The organism is Mesorhizobium sp. M0991 (assembly GCF_040318915.1).
GTDB lineage: Bacteria > Pseudomonadota > Alphaproteobacteria > Rhizobiales > Rhizobiaceae > Mesorhizobium.
On sequence record NZ_JAMYNE010000001.1, the window covers coordinates 702,831 to 727,767 of the forward strand.

Here is a 24,937-nt window from a genome sequence, read left to right on the forward strand (position 1 = left end):
CAAGGTGGCCGACACGATGAAAGCGGACGACCGGGCGGTCGGCAGGAGCACAAGGTGGCGCACCGCCATCGCTGCGCTCGGCATGCTGCCGATCCTGATCCTGCTGGCGGTCGGCTTCCAGTTCATCAACCCGCGCTTTTTCACCCAGACCAATCTGCTGATCGTCATGCAGCAATCGTCGATCAACATCGTGCTGGCGGCCGGCATGACCTTCGTCATCCTGACCGGCGGCATCGACCTGTCCGTCGGCTCGATCCTTGCCGCCTCGGCGATGGTGGCGGTGATGGTGTCGCTGGTGCCCGATTGGGGACTGCTGGGCGTGCCGGCCGCCATTCTCGTCGGGCTCGGCTTCGGCGTCATCAACGGGCTGCTGATCGCCTATATCAAGCTGCCACCCTTCATCGTCACGCTGGGGTCGCTGACCGCCGTGCGCGGCGTCGCCCGCCTGCTCGGCCAGGACACCACGGTGTTCAACGCGGACCTGCCGTTCGACTTCATCGGCAACGGGTCGCTGTTCGGCATTCCGTGGCTGGTCATCATCGCGCTGGCGGTCGTGGTGCTGTCCTGGCTGGTGCTCAAGCGCACCGTGCTCGGTACCTGGATCTACGCCGTCGGCGGCAATGCCGAGGCCGCCAGGCTGACCGGCATCAAGGTGCCGTTGGTGCTGCTCTTCGTCTACGGCGTTTCCGGCCTTCTGGCCGGCCTTGGCGGCGCCATGTCGGCGGCCCGGCTCTATGCCGCCAACGGGCTGCAGCTCGGCCAGTCCTACGAACTCGACGCCATTGCCGCGGTCATCCTCGGCGGCACCAGTTTCGTCGGCGGCGTCGGCTCGATCTGGGGCACGCTGATCGGCGGCCTGATCATCGCCGTGCTGTCCAACGGGCTTATCCTCGCCGGTGTTTCGGACATCTGGCAGTACATCATCAAGGGATTGGTCATCATCGTGGCGGTCGCCCTCGACCGTTACCGGCTCCAGGCAGGAGCAAGAACGTGATGGCCCTTAGTCGCCGGCATCCAACGAGCCGGTTTCATGTGTAACGCACCGTGAGAGGCGCGGGGCATCAGGAGGAAAACAAAACAATGAAGACCATCGCTAAACTGCTCTGCGGCGTCGCCCTTGCGGCCGCCGTCATCGCGCCGGCATCGGCCAAGGATCTGAACAAGGTCGGCATCTCGGTCGGCCTGCTCGGCAACCCGTTCTTCGTCGCCACCATCAAGGGCATCGAGGACGCGGCCAAGAAGATCAACCCGAATGTGCAGGTGACCTCGGTATCGGCCGACTACGAGCTCAACAAGCAGGTGTCGCAGGTCGATTCCTTCATCGCCGCCGGCGTCGACGTCATCATGCTCAACGCCGTCGATGCCAAGGCGATCGCGCCGGCGGTGAAGAAGGCGCAGGCGGCCGGCATCGTCGTTGCCGCCTTCGATGTTTCGGCGCCGGGCGCCGACGTCACCGTGATGACCAACAATGTCAAGGCCGGCGAAGAGGCGTGCCAGTATCTGGTCGATCGTACCGGCGGCAAGGGCGACTACGTCATCCTCAACGGCCCGGCCTCGTCGTCGATCCTGGAGCGGGTCAAGGGCTGCAAGGACGTGCTGGCAAAACACCCGGACATCAAGGTTCTTTCCGACGACCAGAACGCCGAAGGCTCGCGTGACGGCGGCCTGAAAGTGTTCCAGTCGCTGCTGACCCGTTTCGACAAGATCGACGCGGTCTTCGCCATCAACGATCCGACAGCGATCGGCGCCCAGCTTGCGGCCAAGCAGCTCAACCGCTCGGAGTTCATCTTCACCGCGGTCGACGGTGCGCCGGATATCGAGAAGGAACTCGCCTCCGGCACGTCGATGATCAAGGCCTCGGCCTCACAGGATCCCTATGTGATGGCCGGCCAGTCGCTGACGATGGCGGCTGACCTGCTTGCCGGCAAGAAGCCGGCCGAGCCGACGGTGCTGCTCGACCCGAAGCTGATCACCGCCGACAATTTGAAGGATTACAAGGGCTGGACCGCAGCTCGCTAAGCCTCCCAAGCCTGGTGCGGCGGGGATGACCGGCCGCACCTTTTTTGTTCGAGCAACGGATTGCCAAAACCGATTTGGACTTACGTCCGCTACTCCTGCAATAACCGGAGACAATCATGTCGCGCATCGGAATCCACTCATTCGTCTGGTCGGCGAGCTCGGCGCAGGGCGACCTCGAGCGGACGCTGGCCAACACCAGGGAAGCCGGCTTCGACCTGATCGAATTCTCCTATCTCGACCCCGCCAATGTCGACATTGATGGGTTGGCCAAGCGGATCGCCGATCTCGGCCTCGGTGTTGCGATCAGCATCGGACTGCCGGCCGACGGCGATATTTCGAGCGCCGACAAAACGATTGCCGCGCACGGCGTCGAAATCCTGAAACGTACGATCGCGCTGACCCGCGATCTCGGCGGCCAGAAGGTTGCCGGCATCCTCAGCACCAGCCACGGCTTGCAGAGCGAGGCGCCGACGCGCGACCAGTGGAACCGCAGCGCCGGCACGCTGGCCGAGGTGGCGGAGACGGCAAAATCAGCCGGCGTCACCCTCAACCTCGAAATCGTCAACCGCTTCGAAAGCAATCTGCTCAACACCGCAGCGCAAGGCATGGCCTTCATCGCGGACAGCGGCTCCGACAACATTTTCCTGCATCTCGACAGTTTCCACATGAACATCGAGGAGGCCGATGTCAGCTTGGCCATTCGCAACGCCGCAAGGAAGATTGGCTATGTCCATATCGGCGAGAGCCATCGCGGCTTCCTCGGCACCGGCAATATCGATTTTGCGGGGATATTCGATGCGCTGACCGCCATCGGCTACAGCGACGACCTCAGCTTCGAATCCTTCTCCTCGGAAATCGTCGACGAGAACCTGTCGCGGAAAACCGCGATCTGGCGCAATCTGTGGACCGACAATATGGAGTTGGCCAAACATGCGCGCCGCTTCATTGCGCTCGGACTGGAGACGGCGCGGCGCAAGGCCGAGCTTGTTTCCGCAACGCACCGGCCTTGAGCCCTCGCGGTTCCAATCTGGTTAGGCCAGAGGCGCTACATTAGCCGGCAAAACGCGGCCCAAGTTCCTCGATCCGGCGGATCATCGCCTGGAAATCCTCCGAGATGCGCTGGTGCAGGTGAACCGCCAGCTCCGGATATTCCTCGAGGATGCGGCGGAACATCTTGCGGCTGAGCCGCAGCACTTCCGAATCGATTTCGGCGGAGGCGCTGGTCAGCCGGTTGGTGTCGGCGATCAGCGCCAGTTCGCTGAGCATGGTGCCGGGGCCGGCGGTGCCGATCGGGATGCGCTCGCCATCGTGCTCGCGGTAGAGGACGATGCGGCCGCTGATCACGATATAGGCGCAATCAGCCTCGTCGTCCTCGCGGTAAAGCTTGTGGTCGGCTTGCAACTTGGTGGTTTCGGCGCCGAAGGCGAGCAGACGCAGCTGTTCCTGCGTGAAGCCCTCGAAGAGCCTCACGGCGGACAGGATGCGGATGTCGTCATCCAGCGCCATCTAGCTATGTCCCCGAACCGTCAGTCCGACTCCTCCCCTACGAGGCCGATCCAGAACCACCTCCAGCCTCAGGACCGTACCCGAAAAGCGCCCCGCCCGGATCGCTTATTTGAATAATGAAATGTTTAAGGAACCAGCTTGTAGCCGCCGCTTTCTGTCACGAGAATTTCCGCGTTGGAAGGATCGCGCTCGATCTTCTGGCGCAGCCGGTAGACATGCGTTTCCAGAGTATGCGTGGTGACGCCGGAATTGTAGCCCCAGACTTCCTCCAGCAGCACGTCGCGGGTCACCACCTTCTGGTCGGCGCGGTAGAGATATTTGATGATCGAGGCTTCCTTTTCGGTCAGCCGAACCTTGGCGCCGCGCGGGTCGATCAGAAGCTTCTGGCTGGGCTTGAACGTGTAGGGGCCGACCGAGAAAGTGGCGTCCTCGCTCTGTTCGTGCTGGCGCAGCTGGGCGCGGATGCGGGCCAGCAGCACGGCAAAGCGGAACGGCTTCGTCACATAGTCGTTGGCGCCGGCCTCGAGGCCAAGGATGGTGTCGGAATCGGTATCATGGCCGGTCAGCATGATGATCGGCGCCTTGTAGCCGCCCTTGCGCAATATCTTTACCGCCTCGCGGCCATCCATGTCGGGCAGGCCGACATCCATGATCAGCAGGTCGATGAGCCCGCCGCGCGCCGTGGCGACGCCTTTGGCGGCGGTCGCTTCCTGCAGGACATCGAATTCCTCATAAAGCGACAATTGCTCGACAAGGGTGCCGCGCAGGTCGTCATCGTCGTCGACGATCAGAATGGTGCGTGAAGTCATGGATCAATCCGTTGTTTTGAAAAGAGATTTCAGTTGACCGCTGCCTGTTTATGCGGAAGCTGACCGGCACAACAGCCGTTCACAGTGATTTGTTCCGTGGCACGATCATACAAGAAAAAACACGATCGCAATGCAGTCGGCGCAATTTTGCCGAAAGGGCTCACCGTGCTCACCGTGCGCGCGCGCCCAGGCCAGCCCAGCCAAGGCTTTCTGCAGGCTGGCAAACTCGTGTTTCCATGTGCGCTGGGGCATGGCGGCATCTCGGCCGGCAAGCGCGAGGGCGACGGCGCCACCCCGCTTGCCTCGATGCGGATATTGTCGGGATATTTTCGCGGCGACCGTTTTGCCGGCGGCCGCCGGACGCGGCTGGCGATGACGCCGATCGGCCGCGATCTCGGGTGGTGCGAGGTGCCTGGGGACCGCAACTACAACCGTCCGGTAAAAATCCCGTATGGCGCCAGCCATGAGCGGATGCTGCGGGCCGACGACCTCTATGACGCCTGCCTGGTGCTGGACTGGAACTTTGTGCCGCGCCGGCGCGGGCGCGGCAGCGCCATCTTCTTCCACCTGGCGCGCCCCGGCTTCACGCCGACGCAAGGCTGCGTCGCGGTAACGGCCCGCACCATGGCACGGCTGCTGCCGCTGCTGTCGGAGCGGACGGTGGTAAGGGTGGTAAGGTAAGGGAGTAGGGGAATAAGGGAGTAGGGGAATAGGGCAGTAAGGGTAAGACAGGCGCGGGCGCGCCGCTTAGCTTTTCCTACTCCCCTACTCCCCTACTCCCCTACTCCCCTACTCCTTTGCCACCCTATGTCGAGAAGGCCGAGCCGGCCGAGTTCCCGGTCCATGGCGCGTGCGATGTCCTTGCGTTCGCCGCCAATGTCGCGCAGCTGGCGGTCGGAGAGATTCTCGACATTCTCGTAGGGAAGACTGACCGCGATTCTCGCGTGCCGAAGCCAGTCAAGCACGGCGCGCAGCCAGGCCGGGCGGAGGCTTACAGAGCGCAAGGTGATGTCAGACATGGTGCAATCCGCTTCTCCGGACATCAAATCCGGTTTGATGTTTCTTTGATGCTCAGATCATGGCGGATTGAAATTCAAACGGGAAACGAGTAGTTTTTTCCGCATCTTCAAGTTTTGTTTGAGGATTGGAATGCTCGACCGAACCCTCCTCGTCTGGCACTGATGGCGCGCCTGTTGCCTGGAACCCGTGCGCTGCGGACGCTGGAGGCAGCGGCCCGGCACCTCAATTTCACCCGCGCCGCCGACGAGCTCGGCCTGACCCCGGCAGCGGTCAGCCACCAGATCAAGGAAATCGAGGATCAGCTCGGCATCGTGCTGTTCACACGCACCAGCCGCACGATCCGGCTGACCGAGGCGGGCGCGGTGCTGTTCGAAGCTTCGACCGATGCGCTCGACCTGCTTGGTCGGGCCGTCTCACGGGCGCAGAAGACAGCGCGCGGATCGGCGCTGCTGAAGGTCACCCTCGATGCGCAATTCGCGACGAAGTGGCTGATGCGGCGCGTCGACGATTTTCGCAAGCAGCATCCGGCGATCGAGCTGCGTTTCGACATCAGCTACGAGGTGCGCGACTTCGATCGCGACGACGTCGATCTCGGCATCCGTTTTGGCACCGGCAAGTATCCGGGGCTTCGATCGCACCGGCTGTTCGAAAACGTCATTATTCCCGTCTGCAGTCCGGCCTTGCTGCGGTCAGGGCCGCCGCTCAAGGAGCCGCGCGACCTGTTCCATCATACGCTGGCCCATATCGAGTGGTCGCGCCAAGGCGTCACCTGGCCGAATTGGAGCATATGGATGGCGGCGGCGGGCGTCGACGATTTCGACGACAGCCGGACCATCGTGTTCGGCAACTCGACGGATGCCGTCCAGGCCGCGCTCGACGGCAACGCGGTCGCGCTCGCCGATTTCGCCATGGTGGCAACCGACCTGTCCGAAGGCAGGCTGATCCGGCCCTTCGAACTCGGCATCAAGGTCGCGCCCGAATTCGCCTATTTCCTGGTCTATCCCGAAAGTGCGGCGAATGATCCGCGCATCGTCGCATTTCGCGATTGGCTTCTCGAGGAAATCGCCAAGACCCCGACCTGACGGTCAGCCCACCGCCGCGCCGAACCAGCCGATCACCGCGCCAATGAGAAGCAGCACGCCGAGCCAATGGCCGACATCGATGAGCGTCAGATCCCAGCCGAAGCCTTCGTAGCGATGGTTGACTGAAAGCGTGGTGGCGACGAACCCCAGCCAGAGAACGAAGCCGAAGATCACCCCGGCAAGCAGGCTCGGTTCGCCGCCGGTCACCGCGCCGATGATCAGCGACATGACCAGCGCCATGACGAGGTCCGCGATGAAGGAGACGACGAAGGGCAGCATCGATTTGCTCATCGTCGCCGGATCAAGCTTGGCGGCCTTCAGCCACGGCTTGCTCAAGCCCATGTACCAGGCCGCGCCGAACAGCCATGCCACGACGGCGGCGACGATTACCGCCAGCCAATTGATTGCTGAAAAATCCATGGTTCCCTCCGGTCGATTGCGCGATGGAACGCCTGTTCGGCGATGCCGTCAAGCAAGACGCCAGACGGTCGTGCGCTTGACCTCGGCGTCCTCCAGCGCCCGGGTCACCGCCACTTCATAGACGGCAAGCGGTTTCAGTCCCGCCCTCGGCAGATAGGAACGGCCGGGATCGCCGACGAGGATGTCGGCGCCGCGCGCCTTCAGAGTGACGAACCACGGCATCAGCCTGTCGGCAAAGGACTTGTCGTAGAAGACATCGCCGGCCAGCACGACGTCCCACCCGGCATCGCTGCCGATGCAGTCGCCGATGAGGAATTTTATCTCGGCTCCATTTGCCTCGGCGTTGAGGCGGATCGCTGTCGCGCAGAGCGGGTCGATATCGGCGGCGATCACCTCCGCGGCGCCAGCTTTGGCCGCGGCAATGGCGACAAGGCCGGAGCCGGAGGCGAAGTCGAGCACGCGCCTGCCGCGCACCGCCGCCGGATTGTCGAGGATGTAGCGGGCAAGGCCCTGGCCGCCGGCCCAGGCAAAAGCCCAGAAGGGCGGCGGCAGGCCGATTTCGGTCAGCTCGTCCTCTGTCCGCTGCCATAATTCATGTGCCTCGTCGGCCAGTTGAAGGCGGATCTCCGGCACATGCGGCGGCGCCATCAGCGCCGTGTTGTCGAGGATGAATTTCTTGGCGCTGTCCGGCGTCAGCGCCGTCATGGCGCCGGCGTCAGGCCGCCCATGCGGCAAACTTCTTGCCATTCGGCCGGCGTCACCGGCTGCACGGACAGCCGCCCGAGCCGCACCAGCGCCATGTCGGCCAGCTTTGGATTGGCCTTGGCCTGCTCCAGCGTCACTGGCTTCGGCATGTCCTTGAAGGCGCGGATATCGACGCACTCCCAGCGGGGGTCGTCGGTGGTGCTGTCCTGATGGGCCAGAGCGCAGACTTCGGCGATGCCGACGATGTCGAGCCCGTCATTGGAATGGTAGAAGAAGCCGAGATCGCCGATCTGCATCGCCTTCATGTTGTTGCGCGCCGCATAATTGCGCACGCCGTCCCATTGCGTGCCGGCCTTGCCCTTGGCCTTCAGCATTTCGAAGGAGAAGACCGAGGGTTCGGATTTGAACAGCCAGTAGTTCATTGTTTTGCTCCTCCTCAGGTGCCGCCTCGATTAGATATCCGCCGGTTTGTTGAAGCTCCAGTTCCACTGCCGGATTTCGACGCTTTCGAACAGCCCTGCCTTGGTATAGGGATCGGCCGCCGACAGGGCTTTTGCCGCAGCCAGATCGGGCGCCTCGACAACGGCGAGAGTGCCGTTCGGCTTGCCGTCGGCGTCGAGGAACGGGCCGGCGAAGGCCAATTTCTTGTCGCCGTTCAGCCCTTCCAGGAAGGCAAGGTGCTTGGGCCGCGTATCGAGCCGCACCTGCAGGCTTCCTGGCTTGTCCTTGCAAATCAACGCAAACAGCATCTTTCCATCTCCGCAATCGTTCGGGATTACATGTCGGTTTCGGTCTTGAGCGGCCTTGTCATCAACGCCGACACAGCCTGGTCTATGGTTATGGTGCCGTCCAGTATGGCGGCGACGGCGGCGATGATCGGCGCGTCGATCCGGCGCTCGCCGGCGATGCGGGCGGCGATTGCCGCCGTCGGCACGCCTTCCGCCAGAGGCAGGCCGGCGAGCGGCTTGCCTTGCCCCAGCGCCAGCCCATAAGCGAAATTGCGCGACTGGGCGGACGAGCAGGTGAGCAGCAGGTCGCCGAGGCCTGAAAGCCCCATCAGCGTCTCCGGCTTGGCGCCAAAGGCGGCGCCGATGCGGCGCAATTCGACGAAGCCGCGCGTCACCATCGCCGCCTGGGCGCTGGCACCGAGCCCGGCGCCGGTGACGGCACCCGCGGCAATGGCAAAGACGTTCTTCAGCGCGCCGCCGATCTCGACGCCGATTAGATCGTCGCTCGAATAACAGCGCAGATTTTCCGCCGAAAAGCGGGCGGCAAGGTCGGTGGCCAGAGCCTCGTCGCGGGCGGCGACCACGACGGCCGTCGGCAGGCCCCTGGCGACGTCGGTGGCAAAGCTTGGGCCGGACAAAGCGGCGACCGGATTTGCCGGCAGGATTTCCTCGGCAATGGATGACAGCAGCGCGCCGGTGTCGCGCTCGATGCCCTTGGCGCAGAGGACCAGCGGGACGCCTTTCGGCATATGGCTGGACGCCGCCGTCAGCATAATCCGCAACGATTGCGCCGGCGCCACCGCCAGCACGCAGTCCGCGCCGTCGAGCGAGGCCTCGATGTCGCTCGTCGCCACGATGCCGGGATCGAGCGCGATGCCCGGCAAATAGCGCGGATTTTCGCCACGGTCGATCGCCGCGACGGTCTCCGGGTCGCGCGCATAGAGGCGGACGAAATGACCGGCTCGCAGCATGGCCAGCGCCAGTGCCGTGCCCCAGGCGCCGCCGCCGAGCACGGCGACGCGCCAGCCGCTTGGCGCCTTGTGTTCGCTGCCGGTCACGCCTTGGCCCCACGCCGGCCCGAGCCGACCATCGGGGCCGAGACGCTGTCCAGCGGCCAGCGCGAGCGCGGCACGAAATCGGCCGCGTTTTCGCCTGATATGCCGGCGCGCAGGCGCTCGATGCCGGCCCAGGCGATCATCGCCGCATTATCGGTGCAGAGGTTAAGCGGCGGCGCGACGAAGCTGAACCCGGCCTGCTCGCACAGGCCCTGCAATGTCGCCTTGATGGTCCGGTTGGCGGCGACGCCGCCGGCGACAACCAGCGCAGGCTCGGCCTTGTCCGGGAATTGCTGACGGAACCGGGTCAGCGCCCGCGCAACACGGTCGCCCAGCGCATCCGCCACCGCCGCCTGGAACGAGGCGCAGATATCGGCAACATCCTGGTCGCTCAGCGGGGCAATCGCGGTTGCCGCCTGGCGCACCGCGGTCTTGAGGCCGGAGAAGGAAAAATCGGGCTGCGCCGAGCCCTTCATCGGGCGCGGAAACGCAAAACGCGCCGCATCGCCATTTGCCGCCGCCTGCTCGACATTCGGTCCGCCCGGATAGGGCAGGCCGAGCATCTTGGCCGTCTTGTCGAAGGCCTCGCCAAGCGCGTCATCGATCGTCGTCGCCCAGCGCTGGTAGTCGCCGACGCCGCGTACGGCGACGATCTGGGTATGGCCGCCGGAGACCAGCAGCAAGAGGTAGGGAAAGCCGAGCCCGTCGGTCAATCTGGCCGTCAGCGCGTGGCCTTCGAGATGGTTGATGGCGATCAGCGGTTTTTTGGCTGCCGCGGCGATTGCTTTGGCCGTCATCAGGCCGACGATCAGCCCACCGACAAGACCGGGACCGGCGGTGGCGGCAATCGCATCGATGTCGGCGAGCTCGACGCCGGCATCGGCCAGCGCTGCCTCGATGATGCCGTCGAGCGCCTCGACATGGGCGCGCGCGGCGATCTCCGGCACGACGCCGCCGAAAGCAGCATGCTCCTCGATCTGGCTGAGCACGATGTTCGACAGGATTTGCGGCGTGCTGCGACCGTCCAGCGCCACCACGCTGGCGGCGGTCTCGTCGCAACTCGTCTCGATGCCCAGAACGCGGATCAATTCGTCGCTGTCCTCGATGATTGTGCAACCGGCCTTTCCCCGATAGGAGAAAGCCCGGAAAACGGCCTCGATCTGCCGGGGGTTATCACGGACGGCGCGTCATGCAAACAACCTTGAAAATCGGAACACGCGGCAGCCCGCTGGCGCTGGCGCAGGCGCATGAAACGCAGGCGCGGCTGATGGCCGCGCACGGCATGCCGGCCGAGGCGTTCGAGGTGGTCGTCATCTCGACCAGCGGCGACCGCATCCAGGACCGGCCGCTGTCGGAAGCCGGCGGCAAGGGCCTGTTCACCAAGGAGATCGAGGAGGCGCTGCTGGCGCGCCGCATCGATATCGCCGTGCATTCGTCGAAGGACATGCCGACGCTGTTGCCCGAAGGGCTGGAACTGTCCGCCTTCCTGCCGCGAGAGGACGCGCGCGATGCCTTCATCGGCAAGGCGGCGCGAACGATTGCCGGCCTGCCACAAGGCGCCAAGGTCGGTTCGTCGTCGCTGCGGCGCCAGGCGCTGATCCGGCGGATGCGGCCGGACGTCGAAGTGGTGATGTTCCGCGGCAATGTGCAGACGCGGCTGCGCAAGCTCGACGACGGCATCGCCGACGGCACCATCCTCGCCTATGCCGGGCTGAAGCGGCTCGGGCTCGAAGATGTCGTCACCGACCTGATGCCGCTCGACGTCTTTCCGCCAGCGCCGGGACAAGGCGCGATCTGCATCGAAAGCCGCATCGGCGACCGCGACGTGGAAGCGATGCTGACGGCGATCCACGACGGGCCGACCGGCGAGGCGCTGGCCTGCGAGCGCGCCTTCCTGGCGGCGCTCGACGGGTCCTGCCGCACGCCGATCGCCGGCCATGCGACGATATCGGGCGGGACGATTTCCTTTGCCGGGCTGATCATCTCGCCCGATGGCACGCAGTCGCATGAAGTCAGGCTGCAAGGGCCGGCGCAGGAGGCGGCGCGCATCGGCGCGGAAGCCGCCGCGACCGTTCGGGCCAAAGCCGGCGAAACATTCTTCGACGGCTGGACCTGACATGCTCCGCGTCCTGGTGACGAGGCCCGAACCGGGCACCTCGCGCACGGCGCGCCGGCTTGCGGATGCCGGCTTTCAGCCGATCCTGCTGCCATTGACCGAAACCGTGGCGCTGGCGGTCGATGCCGGCGCGGTCGCCGATGCCGCCGCCGCGGTCGCGGTCACCAGCGCCAATGCCGTTCGCCATGCGCCGAAAGAGGTCATCGCGGCGCTCGCGGGCTTGCCGTGCCACACCGTCGGCAGGAAGACGGCGGAAGCAGCCCGCGCTGCCGGGTTTCTGTCGGTCAGCGAAGGCCCGGGCAATGCCGAGGCGCTGGCCGATGCACTTGCTGGTGGTTTTGCCGGGCAGACGATCGTCTATCTCTGCGGGCGGGTGCGGTTTCCGGGTTTCGAGGAGCGGCTGCAGGCGGCGGGCGTTCAGGTCCGCGCCGTCGAGACCTACGACGCCGTTGTGCTGGATTACTCCGATGAGGCCGTGCTTGCGCGCCTGTCCGCCCGGCCGGTCGAGGCGGTGCTGCTCTATTCGGCCAAGGCGGCCATGGCGATGCAGGCCCTGGCTGGCCGGCCGGCGCTGCGTGGCCTTTTTCAGGACACGCGCTTTTTCGCGTTGTCGGGGCGCATTGCCGCGGCCCTGGGCGATGTCGCCGGCGAAAGGATCCGGATAGCGCCGGAGCCCAGCGAGGATGCCTTGCTGGGGCTTTTGCAGGCGTCGCGCTGACCGGCACTCGAGGCGGCTCTATCCCTGTCCTCCAGATGTTGACGCCGCCCCTCACCTGCCTGCCGGCATCCTCTCCCCGTATAGTGACGGGGAGAGGGGTGCCTTCGCCGAGGATTTCGCCAATCTCCAGCGTTGCAGAAGAAGCGTCGAGCCTCGTGACAGCCCCTTCTCCCCGTCACTATACGGGGAGAAGTGCCCGGCAGGGCGATGAGGGGCAGCGCCAACATGGACGATTGCCCTCGAGTCACATTTTGTTCTTGCTTTGTGCCGGCAGCTATGCTAGAAAATCACTGATGGTGCTGATTCGCCCCAACGACCCGCCGCCGAGGCGGGTTTTTTGTTTCTGGCCCCGCATGCCGTATCCCAAAACCACTGCGGCGTTTTGCCAAAACTGAACTCCAAGCCGTGGCGTCATCACGCCGCCCCTTTTCACCGCTTGGTGATGTGCTAGACCCTTTCAACCATCCCGAAGCGAATTTTGCGGAGCCCGAGTATGGTCAAGACGCCGAAGATGCGGCATTCCAAGAGCCGCCGTGAGCCGGTGACCATCGAGCTCGAGCCCGGCGCCGTCTCGCGAGTCGCCGACGAACAAGATGTCGCGACCTCGCAGACTGACGAGGCGCGGGCCGAGGAAGCGGCGAACGCCTCGCAGCCCGAGCCGCCTGAAGAGCCGGTGCATGCCGACCAGACCGATCTCGAGCCATGGGAACACGCCGACGCAGCCGCGCGCGCCGGCACGGAAGAGCCGGCGGATGCCGGCACCGATTCTACCAGGGAAACGGAAACCCCTTATCCCGCCGGTTCGGATGCGCCGCCCGGTCGCTCCACGGCTTCCGACTACAGTTTCGAAGATGCATCCAGCGGAACCAGGGCCAACGAACCGGGGATCCCGGGCTCCGGCGAGAAGACAGCCGAGACGAGGGACGACCATATGGCAGCGCAGCCGAAGCGGAGCGGCATCAACGGCATCGCCGCCGGTATTGTCGGCGGCGTCATCGCGCTCGCCGCGGCCGGCGGGCTGCAATTTGCCGGCCTGCTCGGTGCGCCGGGGTCGGGCCCCGTGTCGCTCGACGCCGTCAATGGTGAGATCGTTTCGCTGAAACGCGAGGTCGCGGACCTCAGACAGGCCGGCGCCAACAATGACGCATCGGCCAAGGTGGACGGGCTGTCATCGGCGCTGGACCAGGTCAGGGCGGACGTCGCGGCGTTGAAATCGACGGTCGAACAAGGCGGCGCCGGCGACAATGCCGGGGTGGCAGCACTTGGCGACAAGGTCAGGCAGATCGAGACGGCGGTCGCGGCCCTCGGCAAGGCCGGCGGCACGGCGCCCGTCGATCTCGGCCCGCTCAACGAAAGGCTGGCCGCGCTCGACGCGCTGGTGAAATCCGCCGGCGACACGGCAAAGGCGCAGGAAGGCCGGCTTGCGGCCCTGGAACAGTCGGTTTCACAGCTCTCGGGCAAGGTCGATGCACAGGCTTCGCAGCCGAAGATCGCGCTGGCCATTGCCGCCTCGGCGCTCAAGGCAGCGCTCGACCGTGGTGCGCCGTTCGCCGCCGAGCTCGAAACCTTTGCCGCCATCTCACCCGATGCACCCGAGATCGCGACGCTGCGCGCCTTTGCCGAAAAGGGCGTCCCGACGCGGGCCGAGATCGCCGCCGAAGCGGACACCGCCGCCAACGCCATGGTCGCTGCCGCGACGCCCGTCGAGCAGAATGCCGGCATCCTGCAAAAGCTGCTGTCGAGCGCCGAATCGCTGGTCAAGGTCAGGCCGATCGGCGCCGTCGAAGGCACCGGCGTCCCGGAAACCGTCGCCCGCATGGAGGTCGCGGTCAATCAGGGGGACTACGCCAAGGCGCTCAGCGAATACGAAACCCTGCCTGACGCGGCCAAGGCCGCCGGCGCCGACTTTGCCGGCAAGCTGAAAGCTCGGATGGAGGTCGAGATGCAGATCGAGTCGCTCATCGCCGGCGCGATGAAGGCGTGAGGAACCCAATGATCCGCATCCTCGCCTTCCTCGCCGTCGTCTTTGCGCTCGGGCTCGGCTTCGCCTGGCTGGCCGACCGGCCGGGTGAAATGCTCGTCACCTTCAACGGCTATCAATACCAGGTCAGCCTGATGGTCGCGGCGGTGGCGGTCGTTGCCGTGGTTGCCGCGGTGATGATCGTCTGGTGGCTGGTCAAGGCGCTGTGGAACAGCCCCTATACGATCTCGCGCTATTTCCGCGTGCGTCGCCGCGACCGCGGCTATCAGGCGCTGTCGACCGGGATGATCGCGGCTGGTGCCGGTGATGGCGCGCTCGCCCGCAAGAAGACTAAGGAGGCGGCAAAGCTGATTCGTTCCGACCAGGAGCCGCTGATCCAGCTGCTCGACGCGCAGGCCTCGCTGCTCGAAGGCGACCATGAGGGCGCCCGTGAAAAATTCGAGACCATGCTCGACGATCCCGAAATGCGGCTGCTCGGCCTGCGTGGGCTTTATCTCGAGGCCGAGCGGCTCGGCGACCGCAATGCGGCGCGCCACTACGCGGGTCGTGCCGCGGCAGTGGCGCCGCAACTGGCATGGGCGGCCGAATCGACGCTGGAAGACCTGACCGGCCGCGGCGATTGGGACGGTGCGCTGAAACTGGTCGACGCCCAGAAGTCGACCCGGCAGATCGAGCGCGATGCGGCCAACCGACGCCGCGCCGTGCTGCTGACCGCCAAGGCGCAGGCGTTGATCGACAGCGATGCCAATGCCGCCCGGACGGCGGCTCTGGAAGCCAACCGGCTGCGGCCGGATTTCGCGCCGGCGGCGGTCGTCGCGGCAAAATTGCTGTTTCGGCAGAACGACGTGCGCAAGGGCTCGAAAATCCTCGAGGCGGCGTGGAAGGCCGAGCCGCATCCCGAGATCGCCGAGCTCTATACCCATGCCAGGCCGGGCGATGCCGTGCTCGACCGGCTGAACCGGGCAAAGAAGCTGCAGGACCTGAAGAAGAATCATGCCGAGTCCTCGCTTGCCGTGGCGCGCGCCGCGCTCGATGCGCAGGATTTTTCAACCGCCCGTCGGGAGGCGGAAGCCGCCATCCGAATGGATCGCCGCGAAGGCGCCTATCTGCTGCTCGCCGACGTCGAGGAGGCCGAGAGCGGCGACCAGGGCAAGGTGCGGCAGCTGCTGTCGAAGGCGGTGAGGGCGCCGCGCGACCCGGCCTGGGTCGCCGACGGCGTCGTCTCCGAACGCTGGACTCCGGTATCGCCGATCACCGGCAGGCTCGACGCATTCGAATGGCGGGCGCCGATGGAGCGGCTCGGCCAGTTGATCGACAGCCATGAGGATACGCCGGAGGCGCCGGTGCCGGCCATCGCGGCTCCAGCCAAGCCGGTAGAGGAAACAGCCGAGGCGATCGAGCCCACAGCGGTTGCTGCCGAGACGCCGAGCGCGGCGACCGAGGAGAGGCCGGAAAACCGTGCCGGCGAGGATCATGTGACACCGGTCACCGCGGCGGCATTTGCCGCGGTGCCGGACGATGCCGAAGCCGTCGAGCCGGCGCAGGAATTGACGCGGCTGCCTGACGACCCCGGCGTCGATCCCGACGACGCGGCGGATAAATCGGCGCGCCGGTTTCGTTTGTTCTGATCAGGGTCGAGCGGACCCGGGCTTATTGGGAATGATTTGATGTTCGAACGCGTTCTGTCGTTTCTAAGGGATCTGCCGTCCGGTGGTGGCGACAGCCCCAGCGCCGACGATCCGCGCATTGCGGCGTCCGCCCTGCTTTTCCATGTGATGAACGCCGACGGGGTGCGCCAGGATACCGAATGGGAGCGGTTCAAGAAGGTGCTGGCGGAAAGCTACTCGATCAGCGGCGACGAACTCGACGCGTTGGCGGCTGCCGGCGAGCGGGCCGACAATGAGGCGATCGACCTCTACGCCTTCACCAGCGTGCTCAAGCGCCATCTCGACGCCGAGGCGCGAAAGGCCTTCATCGGCCTGATGTGGGAGATCGTTTATGCCGATGGCGAGCTGCACGAACTCGAGGACAATACCGTCTGGCGGGTCGCCGAGCTGATCGGCGTCGAACGTCGCGATCGTGTCGAGGCGCGCCTCAAGGCGGCCGCCGCGGCTCCTGGTGCTGCCGGAACGTCGAGCGACGAATAGACAGGATCCCGCCTTCCAATGCCGCCCAAGCCAAGCCCGAGACCAAAGATCCTGATCGTGCTGCATCAGGAGCATTCGAGCCCGGGGCGGGTCGGCCATATGCTTATCGAGGAAGGCTTCGATCTCGACATCCGCCGCCCGCCGCTCGGCGAGGCCTTGCCGCAGACGCTGGATGGCCATGCCGGCGCCGTGGTGTTCGGCGGGCCGATGAGCGCCAATGACGGCGACGAGTTCGTCCGCCGCGAGACCGACTGGCTCAAAATTCCGCTCAACGAGAACCGGCCGCTGCTTGGCATCTGCCTCGGCGCGCAAATGTTGGCCAAGCATCTTGGCGGCAGGGTCGAGGGCCATGGCGAGGGCCTGGTCGAAATCGGCTGGTATCCGCTGAAGGCGACCGAAGCGGGCAGCAGGCTGATGCATTGGCCGGAGATGGTCTATCAGTTCCATCGCGAGGGCTTTTCGCTGCCCAAAGACGCGACGCTTTTGGCGACGGCCGAAACCTATCCCAACCAGGCCTTCCGCTACGGCGACAATGCCTGGGGCATCCAGTTCCATGGCGAATTGACCCGGGCGATGATGCAGCGCTGGGTGGTGCGCGGCGCGCACCGCTTCGAACTGCCCGGCGCGCAGCCCGGCCGCGACCATCTCGGCGGCCGGCTGATCTGGGACATGCACCTCAAGCGCTGGCTCGGCGAGTTCCTGCCGATGATTTTTGGCAAGCCGGCGCTGCGGTGAAGTCGGTGCATGTGCCCAAAAGTGTGCAGCGGTCTTGGGAAAACGACATGCACAACAAACGAACTAAAGCGCGTCGCGCTTTAGTTTCGTCCCCTGAGATGACGCACCTTGCGCAGCTGGGGGAACAGCACCGCCCATAGACCGGCGACAGCGATCGCCCCGACGCCGCCGACCACCACGGCCGGAACCGTGCCAATCAACGCCGCCATGGTGCCGGCGCGGAATTCGCCGAGCTCATTGGAGGCGCCGACAAACACCTGGTTGACAGCGTTGACGCGGCCGCGAACGTCGTCCGGCGTCCACAGCTGGATCAGCGTCTCGCGGATGTAGACGCTGAACATGTCGGTGGCGCCGAGCAGGGCAAGGGCTGCGATCGACAGCCAGGTGATGGTCGAGAGGCCGAACAAGACGGTGAACGCGCCGAACAGCGCAACGAAGCCGAGCATAACAAGGCCGGCATGGTTGCGGATCGGGTGTCCGGCCAGCCAGATGGCGACGCAGATGGCGCCGACGCCGGGCGCCGAGCGCAACAGGCCGAGCCCCCACGGGCCGAGTTCGAGGATATCGCGCGCATAGACCGGCAGCAGCGCCGAGGCGCCGGACAGGAGCACCGCGAACAGATCGAGCGAAATCGCGCCGAGCACGATCTTTTCGCTCCAGATGTAGCCGAAGCCGGCGAACAGGGTCTGCACCGTCGGCCTGTCGGTCCGGCTGCGCTGGGCAGGCTTCGGGATGGTGAAGATCAGCACGGCGGCGATGAGCATCAGCACGGCCGCGGTGGTGTAGGCGGCTTCGGCCGAAAGCCCGTAGAGCAGGCCGCCGGCGACCGGCCCGACGATGGTTGCCGTCTGCCAGGCGGACGAGTTCCAGGCGATGGCGTTGGCGAAATCCTCCGGCGGCACCAGATTGGCGAACAACGATGACGAAGCCGGCCCGAAGAAGGCGCGCGCGATGCCGAACATGGCGAGCACGATGAAGACCGGCATCGGCCCGGAGAGGCCGCGCAGCGTCAACAGCAGAAGGGCCAAGGCGCAGCCCGCCTCGACCAGCACTGCCAACGCCATGATCAGGCGGCGCCCGAAACGGTCGGCAACGTCGCCGGTGACCAGCACCAGCAGCAGCGAAGGCAGGAACTGGACGATGCCGACAAGGCCGAGGTCGAACGGGTCGCGGGTGAGATCATAGATCTGCCAGCCGACGGCGACTGACACGATCTGGGTGGAGAATGTCGAGAGAAAACGCGCCGCCCAGTAGCTCAGGAACGGCCGGTGGCGAAAGGCTGCATAACGCTGGTCAGGCGGTACTTGGGATTCTGTGGTCATGGAATAAGGCCCCGTGGCGGCGATGTCGGCCGGCGGGGCACTTCCACGATGGGCGCTGGTCCGGCCAAAAGAGCCTTTAGCGCAGTTCGGCGCGGGACGCGCGCAAAAATCCGGCCTGGATCAACAATTTCCGCTCCGCCGGGCGTTGCCGCTGGCGGAGCGACCGGACCTGATCCGAACGCTTTTAGGCCGTCGCCTTGGCCTTCCTGCCCCTGCCCTTGACGGGCGCGGGCGGGGCGGCTTTGCGGCCGAGGCCGATCGCCTTGGCGAGCTGCGAACGCGAGGCAGCGTAGTTGGGGGCGACCATCGGGTAGTCGGACGGCAGGCCCCATTTGGCGCGATAGGCGTCGGGCGTCAGCCCGAAATGGACGCCGATATGGCGCTTCAAGGATTTGAACTTCTTGCCGTCCTCGAGACAGATGATGTAGTCCGGCGTCACCGATTTCTTGGGATTGACGGCAGGCGTCAGCGGCGCGGCGACCGGCACTGCCGGTTGCCCGAGCCCGCCTATGGAGGCGCTGACGCTGGCGATGAGATCGCCGAGGCCGGAAGCCGGCAAGCGGTTCTTCTCGACATATGCGGACACGATATGGGCGGTCAGCTCGAGCAGGTCGATGTCTTTGCGAGCGTTGTTGTTGTCGTCGATCAATCTATTTCTCCGTCCGTGGGGGTCGCAGAAATTCCTAGTCGGCAAATCTGCGCAATGCAATGACGCCGCACCACGTCACACATTATTTTGAATAATAATACTAACGGCAGCGCGGGATTAACAACCCTGAGCCGGTGCTCGATAATATCAGACAATCAGCAATATCAGATAATCAGGGATTTGTCGCGCCATAGTCGAAATCCGCCTTCGAAGGCGCGTGTGTTGTCGCCGCGTCTGCAATCGGCGGGCAAGTCGGTGAGTTCGTCGACATTGCCGCCGCCGATGACCACGTAATCCGGCTGCATCGCGGTGCGAAGCCGGTCGACGACGTCGAAGACGTATTTGCGCCATTTCTTCTTGCCGCGCTTTTGCAGGCCGCGTTCGCCGACATAGTCTTCGAAACTGCCGCGCTTCTTGTAGGGAAGATGGGCAAGCTCCATCGGCTGGGCGACGTTATCAACGATCATCGCGGCCCCCAGGCCGGTGCCGAGGCCAAGGAACAGCATGCGGCCGCCCTCATAACTGCCGATGGCCTGCATGAGCGCATCGTTGACGACCTTCACCGGCTTGCCGAGCTCAGCGGCGAAATCGCAGCCGACCCAGCCCTTGCCGAGATTGGCGGGTTCGGTCAGCGGCCGGTTGTGGTGCACCGGACCCGGATAGCCCATCGAGACGACATCGTATTGCAGCCCTTCGGCCAGCGTCTTCACCGCCGCGACCATCTGCTGCGGCGTCAGCTCCGGTCCGGAAGCGGTCTTGCGCTCGTCGCCGCCGGCGCTGGTGCGGATCTTGACGTGCGAGCCGCCGATATCGATCGCAAGCACGATCTTTTCTTCGTCCGATGCCTGTTGCTTCACCGCTTTGGCCACCGCTTTCGCCTCCCAGAAATCATTTTGTTGGATTGATCCAGCCGTTCGGCGGCCCGAATCCAGCCATGGCTTCGGCCGGCCCCCACGTCTTTGGCGCGTAGACAGGGGGCGGCGTGGTGTCGCCGAGCACCGGACCGACGATGCGCCAGGCGAGCTCGCTGGCGTCCTGGCGGGTGAACAGCTGGCCGTTGCCGTTCATGGCGTCGCCGATCAACCGCTCGTAAGGCGGCATGTCGCCCTTCGAATCGTCGAGCGCGGTGAGCTCGACCTGCTCGCCGACCATGTCGTCGCCGGGCGCCTTGCGCCGGGCTCCGATCGAGATCGCCACCTGCGGGTCGATGCGGAAGCGCACGTGATTGCAGTCGCCGGGTTTGATTGGATCGAAGACGTCGAGCGGCGGCCGCTTCAGCCGCACGATGACCTCGGTGGCGTGCACCGGCAGGGATTTGCCGGCGCGGATGAAGAACGGCACATCCTGCCAGCGCCAGGTATCGACGAAAAAGCGCACTGCCGCGAAGGTCTCGACCGGCGAATTCGGCGCCACGCCCGGCTCGCTGAGATAGCCGTCGAACTGGCCGCGCACGACATCGTCCCTGGTCAGCGTCCGGATCGCCCGCAGCACCTGCACCTTCTCGTCGATCAGATCGTCGGCCGAGCGGCCGACCGGCGGCTCCATGGCGAGCAGCAAGAGGATGTTGAGCAGGTGGTTTTCGATGACGTCGCGGATGCAGCCGACCTCGTCATAGAAGCGGCCGCGGCCCTCGACACCGAAATCCTCGGCCATGGTGATCTGCACGCTCTCGACGTAATTGCGGTTCCAGATCGGCTCGAGGAAGGAATTGGCGAAGCGGAAATAGAGTAGGTTCTGGATCGCCTCCTTGCCGAGATAATGGTCGATGCGAAAGATCGACTTCTCGTCGAAGACCAGATGCAGCACCCGGTTCAGCCAGCGCGCCGATTGCAGATCGTGGCCGAACGGCTTTTCCACCATCAGGCGCGCGCCCTGGGCGGCGCCGGACTGTTCCAGCCCCTGGACGACGACCTCGAACATGGCCGGCGGCACTGCCAGATAGTGCAGCGGCCGCTCAGCGCTGCCGAGTGCGGCTTTCAGCTTCTCGAAGGTCGCAGACGCACGGTAGTCGCCGCTGACATAGCGCAGCAGCGATGCAAGCCTGGCGAAGATCTTCTCGTCGATGCTGCCGATGGCGTTGACGATGCCGTCGCGGGCGCGCGCCTGCAGCTTGGCGAGGTCCCAGGGATCGAAGGCGACGCCGATCACCGGCTCGCTCAGCGTCCCCTTGGCCACCATGGCGTAAAGGGCGGGGAAGATCTTCTTGTGGGCGAGATCGCCGGTGGCACCGAAAAGCACCAGCGTGTCCGATCGTTCCTGGCTCATGGGCGTGCCTCCCTGTCGCCCGTCACGAGCCGGCCTTGGGTTTTTCGACATGGCCGCCAAAGGCATAGCGCATGGCGGACAGAAGCTTGTCGGCGAATTCGGATTCGCCTTGCGAGGAGAACCTGTCGAACAGCGCCGACGACAGCACCGGCGCCGGCACGCCGGTGTCGATCGCCGCCTTCAGCGTCCAGCGTCCTTCGCCGGAATCCGAAACCCGCCCGCCGAACTGCGTCAACGACGAATCGGCCTTCAGCACGCCGGCCGTCAAATCGAGCAGCCACGAGCCGATGACGCTGCCGTGCCGCCAGACCTCGGCCACTTCAGCGATGTCGATGTCGAACTGGTAATATTGCGGGTTTTCCAGCGGGCTGGTTTCGGCGTCGGCGGTGCGCTGCCGCTTGCCGGCATTCGCCGACTTCAGGATGTTCATGCCCTCGGCATAGGCGGCCATGACGCCGTATTCGATGCCGTTATGGACCATCTTGACGAAATGGCCGGCGCCGCTCGGCCCGCAGTGGAGATATCCGAAGGGAGCGGTTCCGGCGTCCTTGCCGGGGGCAGGCGAAGCGGCGTCGGCGCCGGGCGCCAGCGTTGCGAAGATCGGATCGAGATGCTGGATCGCGCTGTCGGGACCGCCGATCATCAGGCAATAGCCGCGCTCGAGGCCCCAGACGCCGCCGCTGGTGCCGACATCGACATAGCTCAAGCCTTTCAACGCCAGGCGCGCGGCGTGGTCGACGGCCTCGTGATAATAGGAATTGCCGCCGTCGATGATGATGTCGCCCGGCTCCATCAAGGCGGCCACCTGGTCGACGATCCTGCCGGTGATCGCCGCCGGCAGCATCAGCCAGGCGCTGCGCGGCTTCGCCAGCTTGCCGACGAACTCCTCCATCGAGGCGGCTCCGACCGCGCCGGCGCTCACAAGCGCCGCGACGCTCGCCGGGTTGATATCGTAGACGACGCATTCGTGGCCATCACGCAGCAGGCGCCGAACCATGTTGGCGCCCATCCGGCCCAGTCCCATCATTCCTATCTGCATGGTCTCGTCCTGCCTTACTTGAGGGATCGATGATCTAGTGGCGCTGTTATTGAAGCATGATCTTTTCCGAAAACCGGTCTCCACTTTGCGGGATCATGCTCTCTCCGGTATCGCCGATGCCGACAGAAAAGTCAGCGTTCTCCCAACGGCCGGCATCGGACCAGAAGAATGTGAAGACAATGCTATTGCCCGGAGCGGCGTCGGCAACCGGCAACTCCGCGAGATGGATGCCGAAAAGATTCGCGGTGGTCTCGGCGTCATGGATGGTTGCCCAATTGTCGCTGCTCCAATGAACCACCGCCCGGGCCAGAAGTTCGATGCGCAACGCCTTGCCTGCCGGGATGGTACGGATCTTGTGGTTGAAGCGCCATGCCCTGAGGCGCGACACCGTCCTGCCCTCGACATAGCGCTTGACGCCTTGCGGCGGCATGTCGAACACGGCGCCGTCGCGCAGCGAACGCAGCAGTTTGATGTGCTCGGAATGCGCCCAGACCAGCGGCTTGGCGCTGCCGGAGGGCCCGCCATGCCGCAATTCGCGCTCCGGCATGTCGGGACCGTCCCAGACCTGCTCCGGCAGCAGGCCGCCCGGCCCGGCAGAGTTCTCGAACGTCCTGAGCAGGCTTGCCGCACTATCCCTACGGCCCGCCGCCAGCTCGTAATGGGCGCGCTCGCCGACCAGAAGCGGCCAGGGGCGACCCTGGCCGGTTCCATCGAAGGGCGCGCCGTCGGCATGCTCGCCATAGCCGTCGCCATTGTAGCGGTACCAGAGCGGGCCCTGCGGCAGTTCGCAGCGCAATTGCGCGTCGATGACCTTGACCGTGTCGAGGATGCGCGGATCGTCGGCTGCCTCAAGCCGAAGCGGACCAGTGCCAGCGCATCCGGGCTGACGATCGCCTCGGCCGGGCGGTTCGCATCGCCGGGCGGACGGTTCTTGATCGGTACAAAGCCGTCCTTCGGCGATGCCGCGCCGGCCGTCTCGGGCGGGGCGATGCGGACATAGTAGCCTTCGACGCCGGCTTCGTCGCATGCGGCGGTGCCGACGACGTAGGTCCAGCGCTCGATCTGATCGTTCCAGATATCGGCGGTTTCGCGCAGATAGTTTGCCGGCTCTGTTTTGCCGGCGGCGTCGAACATGTCCGCAGCCGCAAGCAGCGCCGCGATCTCGACCGCAAGTGTGAACGGGCTGTAGCCGGCGTCTTCTTCCCAGCGGTCCTCGCCGGTGACCGGGCCGTTGCGCACGACATAGGCGGCAGCGCGCTCGATCATCGGCATGAAGGAGGAGAGTGCGGCATGCGGCAAATGGCCGGCGCGGCGCAGCGCGTCGGCGAGCAGCAGCGGGAAGGCGCATTCGTCCATCTGAATGCCCGGCCAATAGGCCGACCCGTCGAGCCAGGCGTTCTGCGGCCAATGGCCGTCCGGCTGCTGGATCGAGCGCAGATAGCCAAGGATGCGCAAGGCTTCCGCCGGGTCGCCGGCGGCGAGGAAGCCGCCGGCGGTTTCGACCAGATCGCGCGGCCAGACCAGGTGATAGCCGCCGAGGTCGTCGTCGCCCTTGTTGAAGCCCCACGGGATCGACAGGCTGGCAACGGCTGCTCCGGCGGACGAGTGGTGTGCCGCCAGCACCGCCGTGCTGAGGCGGTAGTTGTTGAGCCCGGACGCCGCATGCCGGTCCAGCGGCAGCAATCCAGACTGCCATTGGCGCCATTTGTCGATGTAGGGTCTGGCTGCGGGCCCAAAACCTTGGTTCAGGCTGGCGAAAGCAGTCTCCGCCGCCTGTTGCGGCGTCGTGCCGAAGCCCAGTGCCAGCAATATTTTTGGGTTCGCGGCCGAAAAGCCGATCTCGCCGATCAGCGCGACATTGCCGTCCTCGGCCCTGCGGCAGGCCGGATCGAGCCGGCCGCCTTGACGAAGCTGCTGCCAGCCGTCGGAGACGCCGACATAGCCGGCCGCGCACGCCTTCCACGGCAGCGACGAGACGAGCGCCAGGCAGGTGCCGCGTCCCGATGCAAACAGGACAGGCTGTCCTTCATGGTCGTCGATCCAGGCGGTGTTGCCCATGCCGGCGTTGACGAGGTGCGGCGCCAGCAGCGCGTAGACGCGGTAATCGGCGGCCGCGCCTTTGAGCGGCGTGAACATAATCTGCTGCAGCAAGACGGGACGTTCCGGATCCGTCAGGATGCGCTTTTCGATCCTGTAGGTTCCATCGCTTGCGGTGTTGACCAGCCGGTAGGCAGGCACCCCGTCCTCCAGGGGTTCGATGCTGTGCTCGGCGTCGCGCTTTTCTTCCGAGAAATAGCCGTCCGGTCCGGTGACGATCAGCCCCAGATCGCGGGTGCAGGCGCTGTCGAGGCGGGGATAGTAGATCTCGTTGAGAATACCATGGCTGATGGTGAACCAGATCGGGCACGCCGGCGAAAGCGCGGTGCCGACGCCGCTCTTGGCGCTCGACGTCCAGCGCGCCGGAATGCCGGGTGCACCCGGCGCAAGATTCGCTGCCATTCAATCGGTCTCCAGCGCCATCCCTAGACCAGGAGTCGAACCAGTTTCAATGATTGCACCGCAAGTTGATCGCTGGCCATGGATTGCTGTTGACAGCTTGTCGCCTATCTGCATTTGTCTGA

The 24,937-nt window shown here is 65.2% G+C and carries 25 protein-coding genes and 1 pseudogene; 11 read left to right on the plus strand and 15 right to left on the minus strand.

The features are described from left to right. The first annotated feature begins 16 nt into the window (after window positions 1–16). The 3 genes from NKH70_RS03525 to NKH70_RS03535 all read left to right on the plus strand — a co-directional run bounded on the left by NKH70_RS03525 (window position 17) and on the right by NKH70_RS03535 (window position 3,029). Window positions 17–994: an ABC transporter permease subunit gene (locus NKH70_RS03525; protein ID WP_502894527.1), complete on the plus strand. Its 978-nt coding sequence runs from the start codon at window positions 17–19 to the stop codon at window positions 992–994. An 86-nt stretch (window positions 995–1,080) separates the two neighbouring features. Beyond that, window positions 1,081–2,019, plus strand: coding sequence for an ABC transporter substrate-binding protein (locus tag NKH70_RS03530; protein WP_353024812.1), 939 nt, complete (start codon window positions 1,081–1,083; stop codon window positions 2,017–2,019). A 116-nt stretch (window positions 2,020–2,135) separates the two neighbouring features. After that, window positions 2,136–3,029, plus strand: a complete 894-nt coding sequence (locus tag NKH70_RS03535; RefSeq protein ID WP_352912970.1) for a sugar phosphate isomerase/epimerase family protein — start codon at window positions 2,136–2,138, stop codon at window positions 3,027–3,029. 40 nt (window positions 3,030–3,069) lie between these two features. Here the strand turns inward: NKH70_RS03535 and NKH70_RS03540 are convergent, their stop codons facing one another. Together NKH70_RS03540 and NKH70_RS03545 are read right to left on the minus strand one after the other, a co-directional pair. Beyond that, the gene (locus NKH70_RS03540; protein WP_352718480.1) at window positions 3,070–3,525 is read right to left on the minus strand and encodes a Crp/Fnr family transcriptional regulator; all 456 of its coding nucleotides are present in this window, start codon (window positions 3,523–3,525) and stop codon (window positions 3,070–3,072) included. A gap of 125 nt (window positions 3,526–3,650) precedes the next feature. After that, window positions 3,651–4,334 (minus strand): response regulator transcription factor, encoded by a 684-nt coding sequence (locus NKH70_RS03545; RefSeq protein WP_023680479.1) that lies wholly within the window; start codon window positions 4,332–4,334, stop codon window positions 3,651–3,653. A 144-nt stretch (window positions 4,335–4,478) separates the two neighbouring features. On the opposite strand from NKH70_RS03545, the gene NKH70_RS03550 reads away from it, so the two are divergent. Beyond that, window positions 4,479–5,015, plus strand: coding sequence for a L,D-transpeptidase family protein (locus tag NKH70_RS03550; protein WP_352913174.1), 537 nt, complete (start codon window positions 4,479–4,481; stop codon window positions 5,013–5,015). A gap of 92 nt (window positions 5,016–5,107) precedes the next feature. Here the strand turns inward: NKH70_RS03550 and NKH70_RS03555 are convergent, their stop codons facing one another. Further along, window positions 5,108–5,353: a hypothetical protein gene (locus tag NKH70_RS03555; protein WP_352912969.1), complete on the minus strand. Its 246-nt coding sequence runs from the start codon at window positions 5,351–5,353 to the stop codon at window positions 5,108–5,110. A gap of 162 nt (window positions 5,354–5,515) precedes the next feature. Between NKH70_RS03555 and gcvA the strand changes: the two genes are divergently transcribed. Continuing rightward, window positions 5,516–6,436, plus strand: a complete 921-nt coding sequence (gene gcvA, locus NKH70_RS03560; protein ID WP_352912968.1) for a transcriptional regulator GcvA — start codon at window positions 5,516–5,518, stop codon at window positions 6,434–6,436. A gap of 3 nt (window positions 6,437–6,439) precedes the next feature. On the opposite strand, the gene NKH70_RS03565 is transcribed toward gcvA, so the two are convergent. Genes NKH70_RS03565 through tsaD form a run of 6 tightly spaced genes read right to left on the minus strand, consistent with a single transcriptional unit; the run spans window position 6,440 to window position 10,429 of the window. Beyond that, window positions 6,440–6,856, minus strand: coding sequence for a DUF1761 domain-containing protein (locus NKH70_RS03565; protein ID WP_352912967.1), 417 nt, complete (start codon window positions 6,854–6,856; stop codon window positions 6,440–6,442). Between the two features lie 48 nt (window positions 6,857–6,904). Further along, window positions 6,905–7,603, minus strand: coding sequence for a class I SAM-dependent methyltransferase (locus tag NKH70_RS03570; protein ID WP_502908310.1), 699 nt, complete (start codon window positions 7,601–7,603; stop codon window positions 6,905–6,907). Continuing rightward, window positions 7,558–7,983 (minus strand): EVE domain-containing protein, encoded by a 426-nt coding sequence (locus NKH70_RS03575; RefSeq protein ID WP_352468158.1) that lies wholly within the window; start codon window positions 7,981–7,983, stop codon window positions 7,558–7,560. The genes NKH70_RS03570 and NKH70_RS03575 overlap by 46 nt, the downstream gene beginning before the upstream one ends. A 30-nt stretch (window positions 7,984–8,013) precedes the next feature. Continuing rightward, window positions 8,014–8,310, minus strand: coding sequence for a YciI-like protein (locus NKH70_RS03580; protein ID WP_292663798.1), 297 nt, complete (start codon window positions 8,308–8,310; stop codon window positions 8,014–8,016). A gap of 26 nt (window positions 8,311–8,336) precedes the next feature. Then, window positions 8,337–9,347: an NAD(P)H-dependent glycerol-3-phosphate dehydrogenase gene (locus NKH70_RS03585; protein WP_352912966.1), complete on the minus strand. Its 1,011-nt coding sequence runs from the start codon at window positions 9,345–9,347 to the stop codon at window positions 8,337–8,339. Then, window positions 9,344–10,429: a tRNA (adenosine(37)-N6)-threonylcarbamoyltransferase complex transferase subunit TsaD gene (tsaD, locus tag NKH70_RS03590; RefSeq protein ID WP_352718534.1), complete on the minus strand. Its 1,086-nt coding sequence runs from the start codon at window positions 10,427–10,429 to the stop codon at window positions 9,344–9,346. The genes NKH70_RS03585 and tsaD overlap by 4 nt, the downstream gene beginning before the upstream one ends. A 104-nt stretch (window positions 10,430–10,533) precedes the next feature. Between tsaD and hemC the strand changes: the two genes are divergently transcribed. From hemC to NKH70_RS03620, 6 genes are all read left to right on the plus strand, one after another. After that, complete coding sequence (gene hemC / locus NKH70_RS03595) at window positions 10,534–11,460, plus strand: hydroxymethylbilane synthase (RefSeq protein ID WP_352912965.1); 927 nt, start codon at window positions 10,534–10,536, stop codon at window positions 11,458–11,460. Between the two features lies 1 nt (window position 11,461). Beyond that, the gene (locus NKH70_RS03600; RefSeq protein WP_352912964.1) at window positions 11,462–12,178 is read left to right on the plus strand and encodes a uroporphyrinogen-III synthase; all 717 of its coding nucleotides are present in this window, start codon (window positions 11,462–11,464) and stop codon (window positions 12,176–12,178) included. A gap of 493 nt (window positions 12,179–12,671) precedes the next feature. Further along, window positions 12,672–14,162: a COG4223 family protein gene (locus tag NKH70_RS03605; RefSeq protein ID WP_352912963.1), complete on the plus strand. Its 1,491-nt coding sequence runs from the start codon at window positions 12,672–12,674 to the stop codon at window positions 14,160–14,162. Between the two features lie 8 nt (window positions 14,163–14,170). Further along, complete coding sequence (locus NKH70_RS03610; protein WP_352912962.1) at window positions 14,171–15,787, plus strand: heme biosynthesis protein HemY; 1,617 nt, start codon at window positions 14,171–14,173, stop codon at window positions 15,785–15,787. A gap of 39 nt (window positions 15,788–15,826) precedes the next feature. Beyond that, on the plus strand, window positions 15,827–16,306 hold the full coding sequence (locus NKH70_RS03615; RefSeq protein WP_352468165.1) for a tellurite resistance TerB family protein: 480 nt from the start codon (window positions 15,827–15,829) through the stop codon (window positions 16,304–16,306). 18 nt (window positions 16,307–16,324) lie between these two features. After that, window positions 16,325–17,041 carry a glutamine amidotransferase gene (locus tag NKH70_RS03620; RefSeq protein WP_353024813.1) on the plus strand — a complete coding sequence of 239 codons (717 nt, stop codon included), beginning with the start codon at window positions 16,325–16,327 and terminating at the stop codon, window positions 17,039–17,041. Window positions 17,042–17,121: 80 nt separating this feature from the next. Here NKH70_RS03620 and NKH70_RS03625 read toward each other — a convergent pair whose 3' ends face one another. From NKH70_RS03625 to NKH70_RS03650, 6 genes and pseudogenes are all read right to left on the minus strand, one after another. Further along, entirely contained in the window at window positions 17,122–18,363 is a 1,242-nt protein-coding gene (locus NKH70_RS03625) for an MFS transporter (protein ID WP_352977058.1), read from the minus strand. Window positions 18,364–18,547: 184 nt separating this feature from the next. Then, window positions 18,548–19,012, minus strand: a complete 465-nt coding sequence (locus NKH70_RS03630; protein WP_352468167.1) for a Ros/MucR family transcriptional regulator — start codon at window positions 19,010–19,012, stop codon at window positions 18,548–18,550. 164 nt (window positions 19,013–19,176) lie between these two features. Beyond that, on the minus strand, window positions 19,177–19,881 hold the full coding sequence (locus NKH70_RS03635) for an ROK family protein (protein ID WP_352912960.1): 705 nt from the start codon (window positions 19,879–19,881) through the stop codon (window positions 19,177–19,179). 19 nt (window positions 19,882–19,900) lie between these two features. Continuing rightward, window positions 19,901–21,277, minus strand: a complete 1,377-nt coding sequence (zwf, locus tag NKH70_RS03640) for a glucose-6-phosphate dehydrogenase (RefSeq protein WP_352912959.1) — start codon at window positions 21,275–21,277, stop codon at window positions 19,901–19,903. 22 nt (window positions 21,278–21,299) lie between these two features. Beyond that, window positions 21,300–22,316, minus strand: coding sequence for a phosphogluconate dehydrogenase (NAD(+)-dependent, decarboxylating) (gnd, locus tag NKH70_RS03645; RefSeq protein WP_352912958.1), 1,017 nt, complete (start codon window positions 22,314–22,316; stop codon window positions 21,300–21,302). 46 nt (window positions 22,317–22,362) lie between these two features. Then, a pseudogene (locus tag NKH70_RS03650) lies at window positions 22,363–24,815 on the minus strand (glucan 1,4-alpha-glucosidase). Window positions 24,816–24,937: the final 122 nt, after the last annotated feature.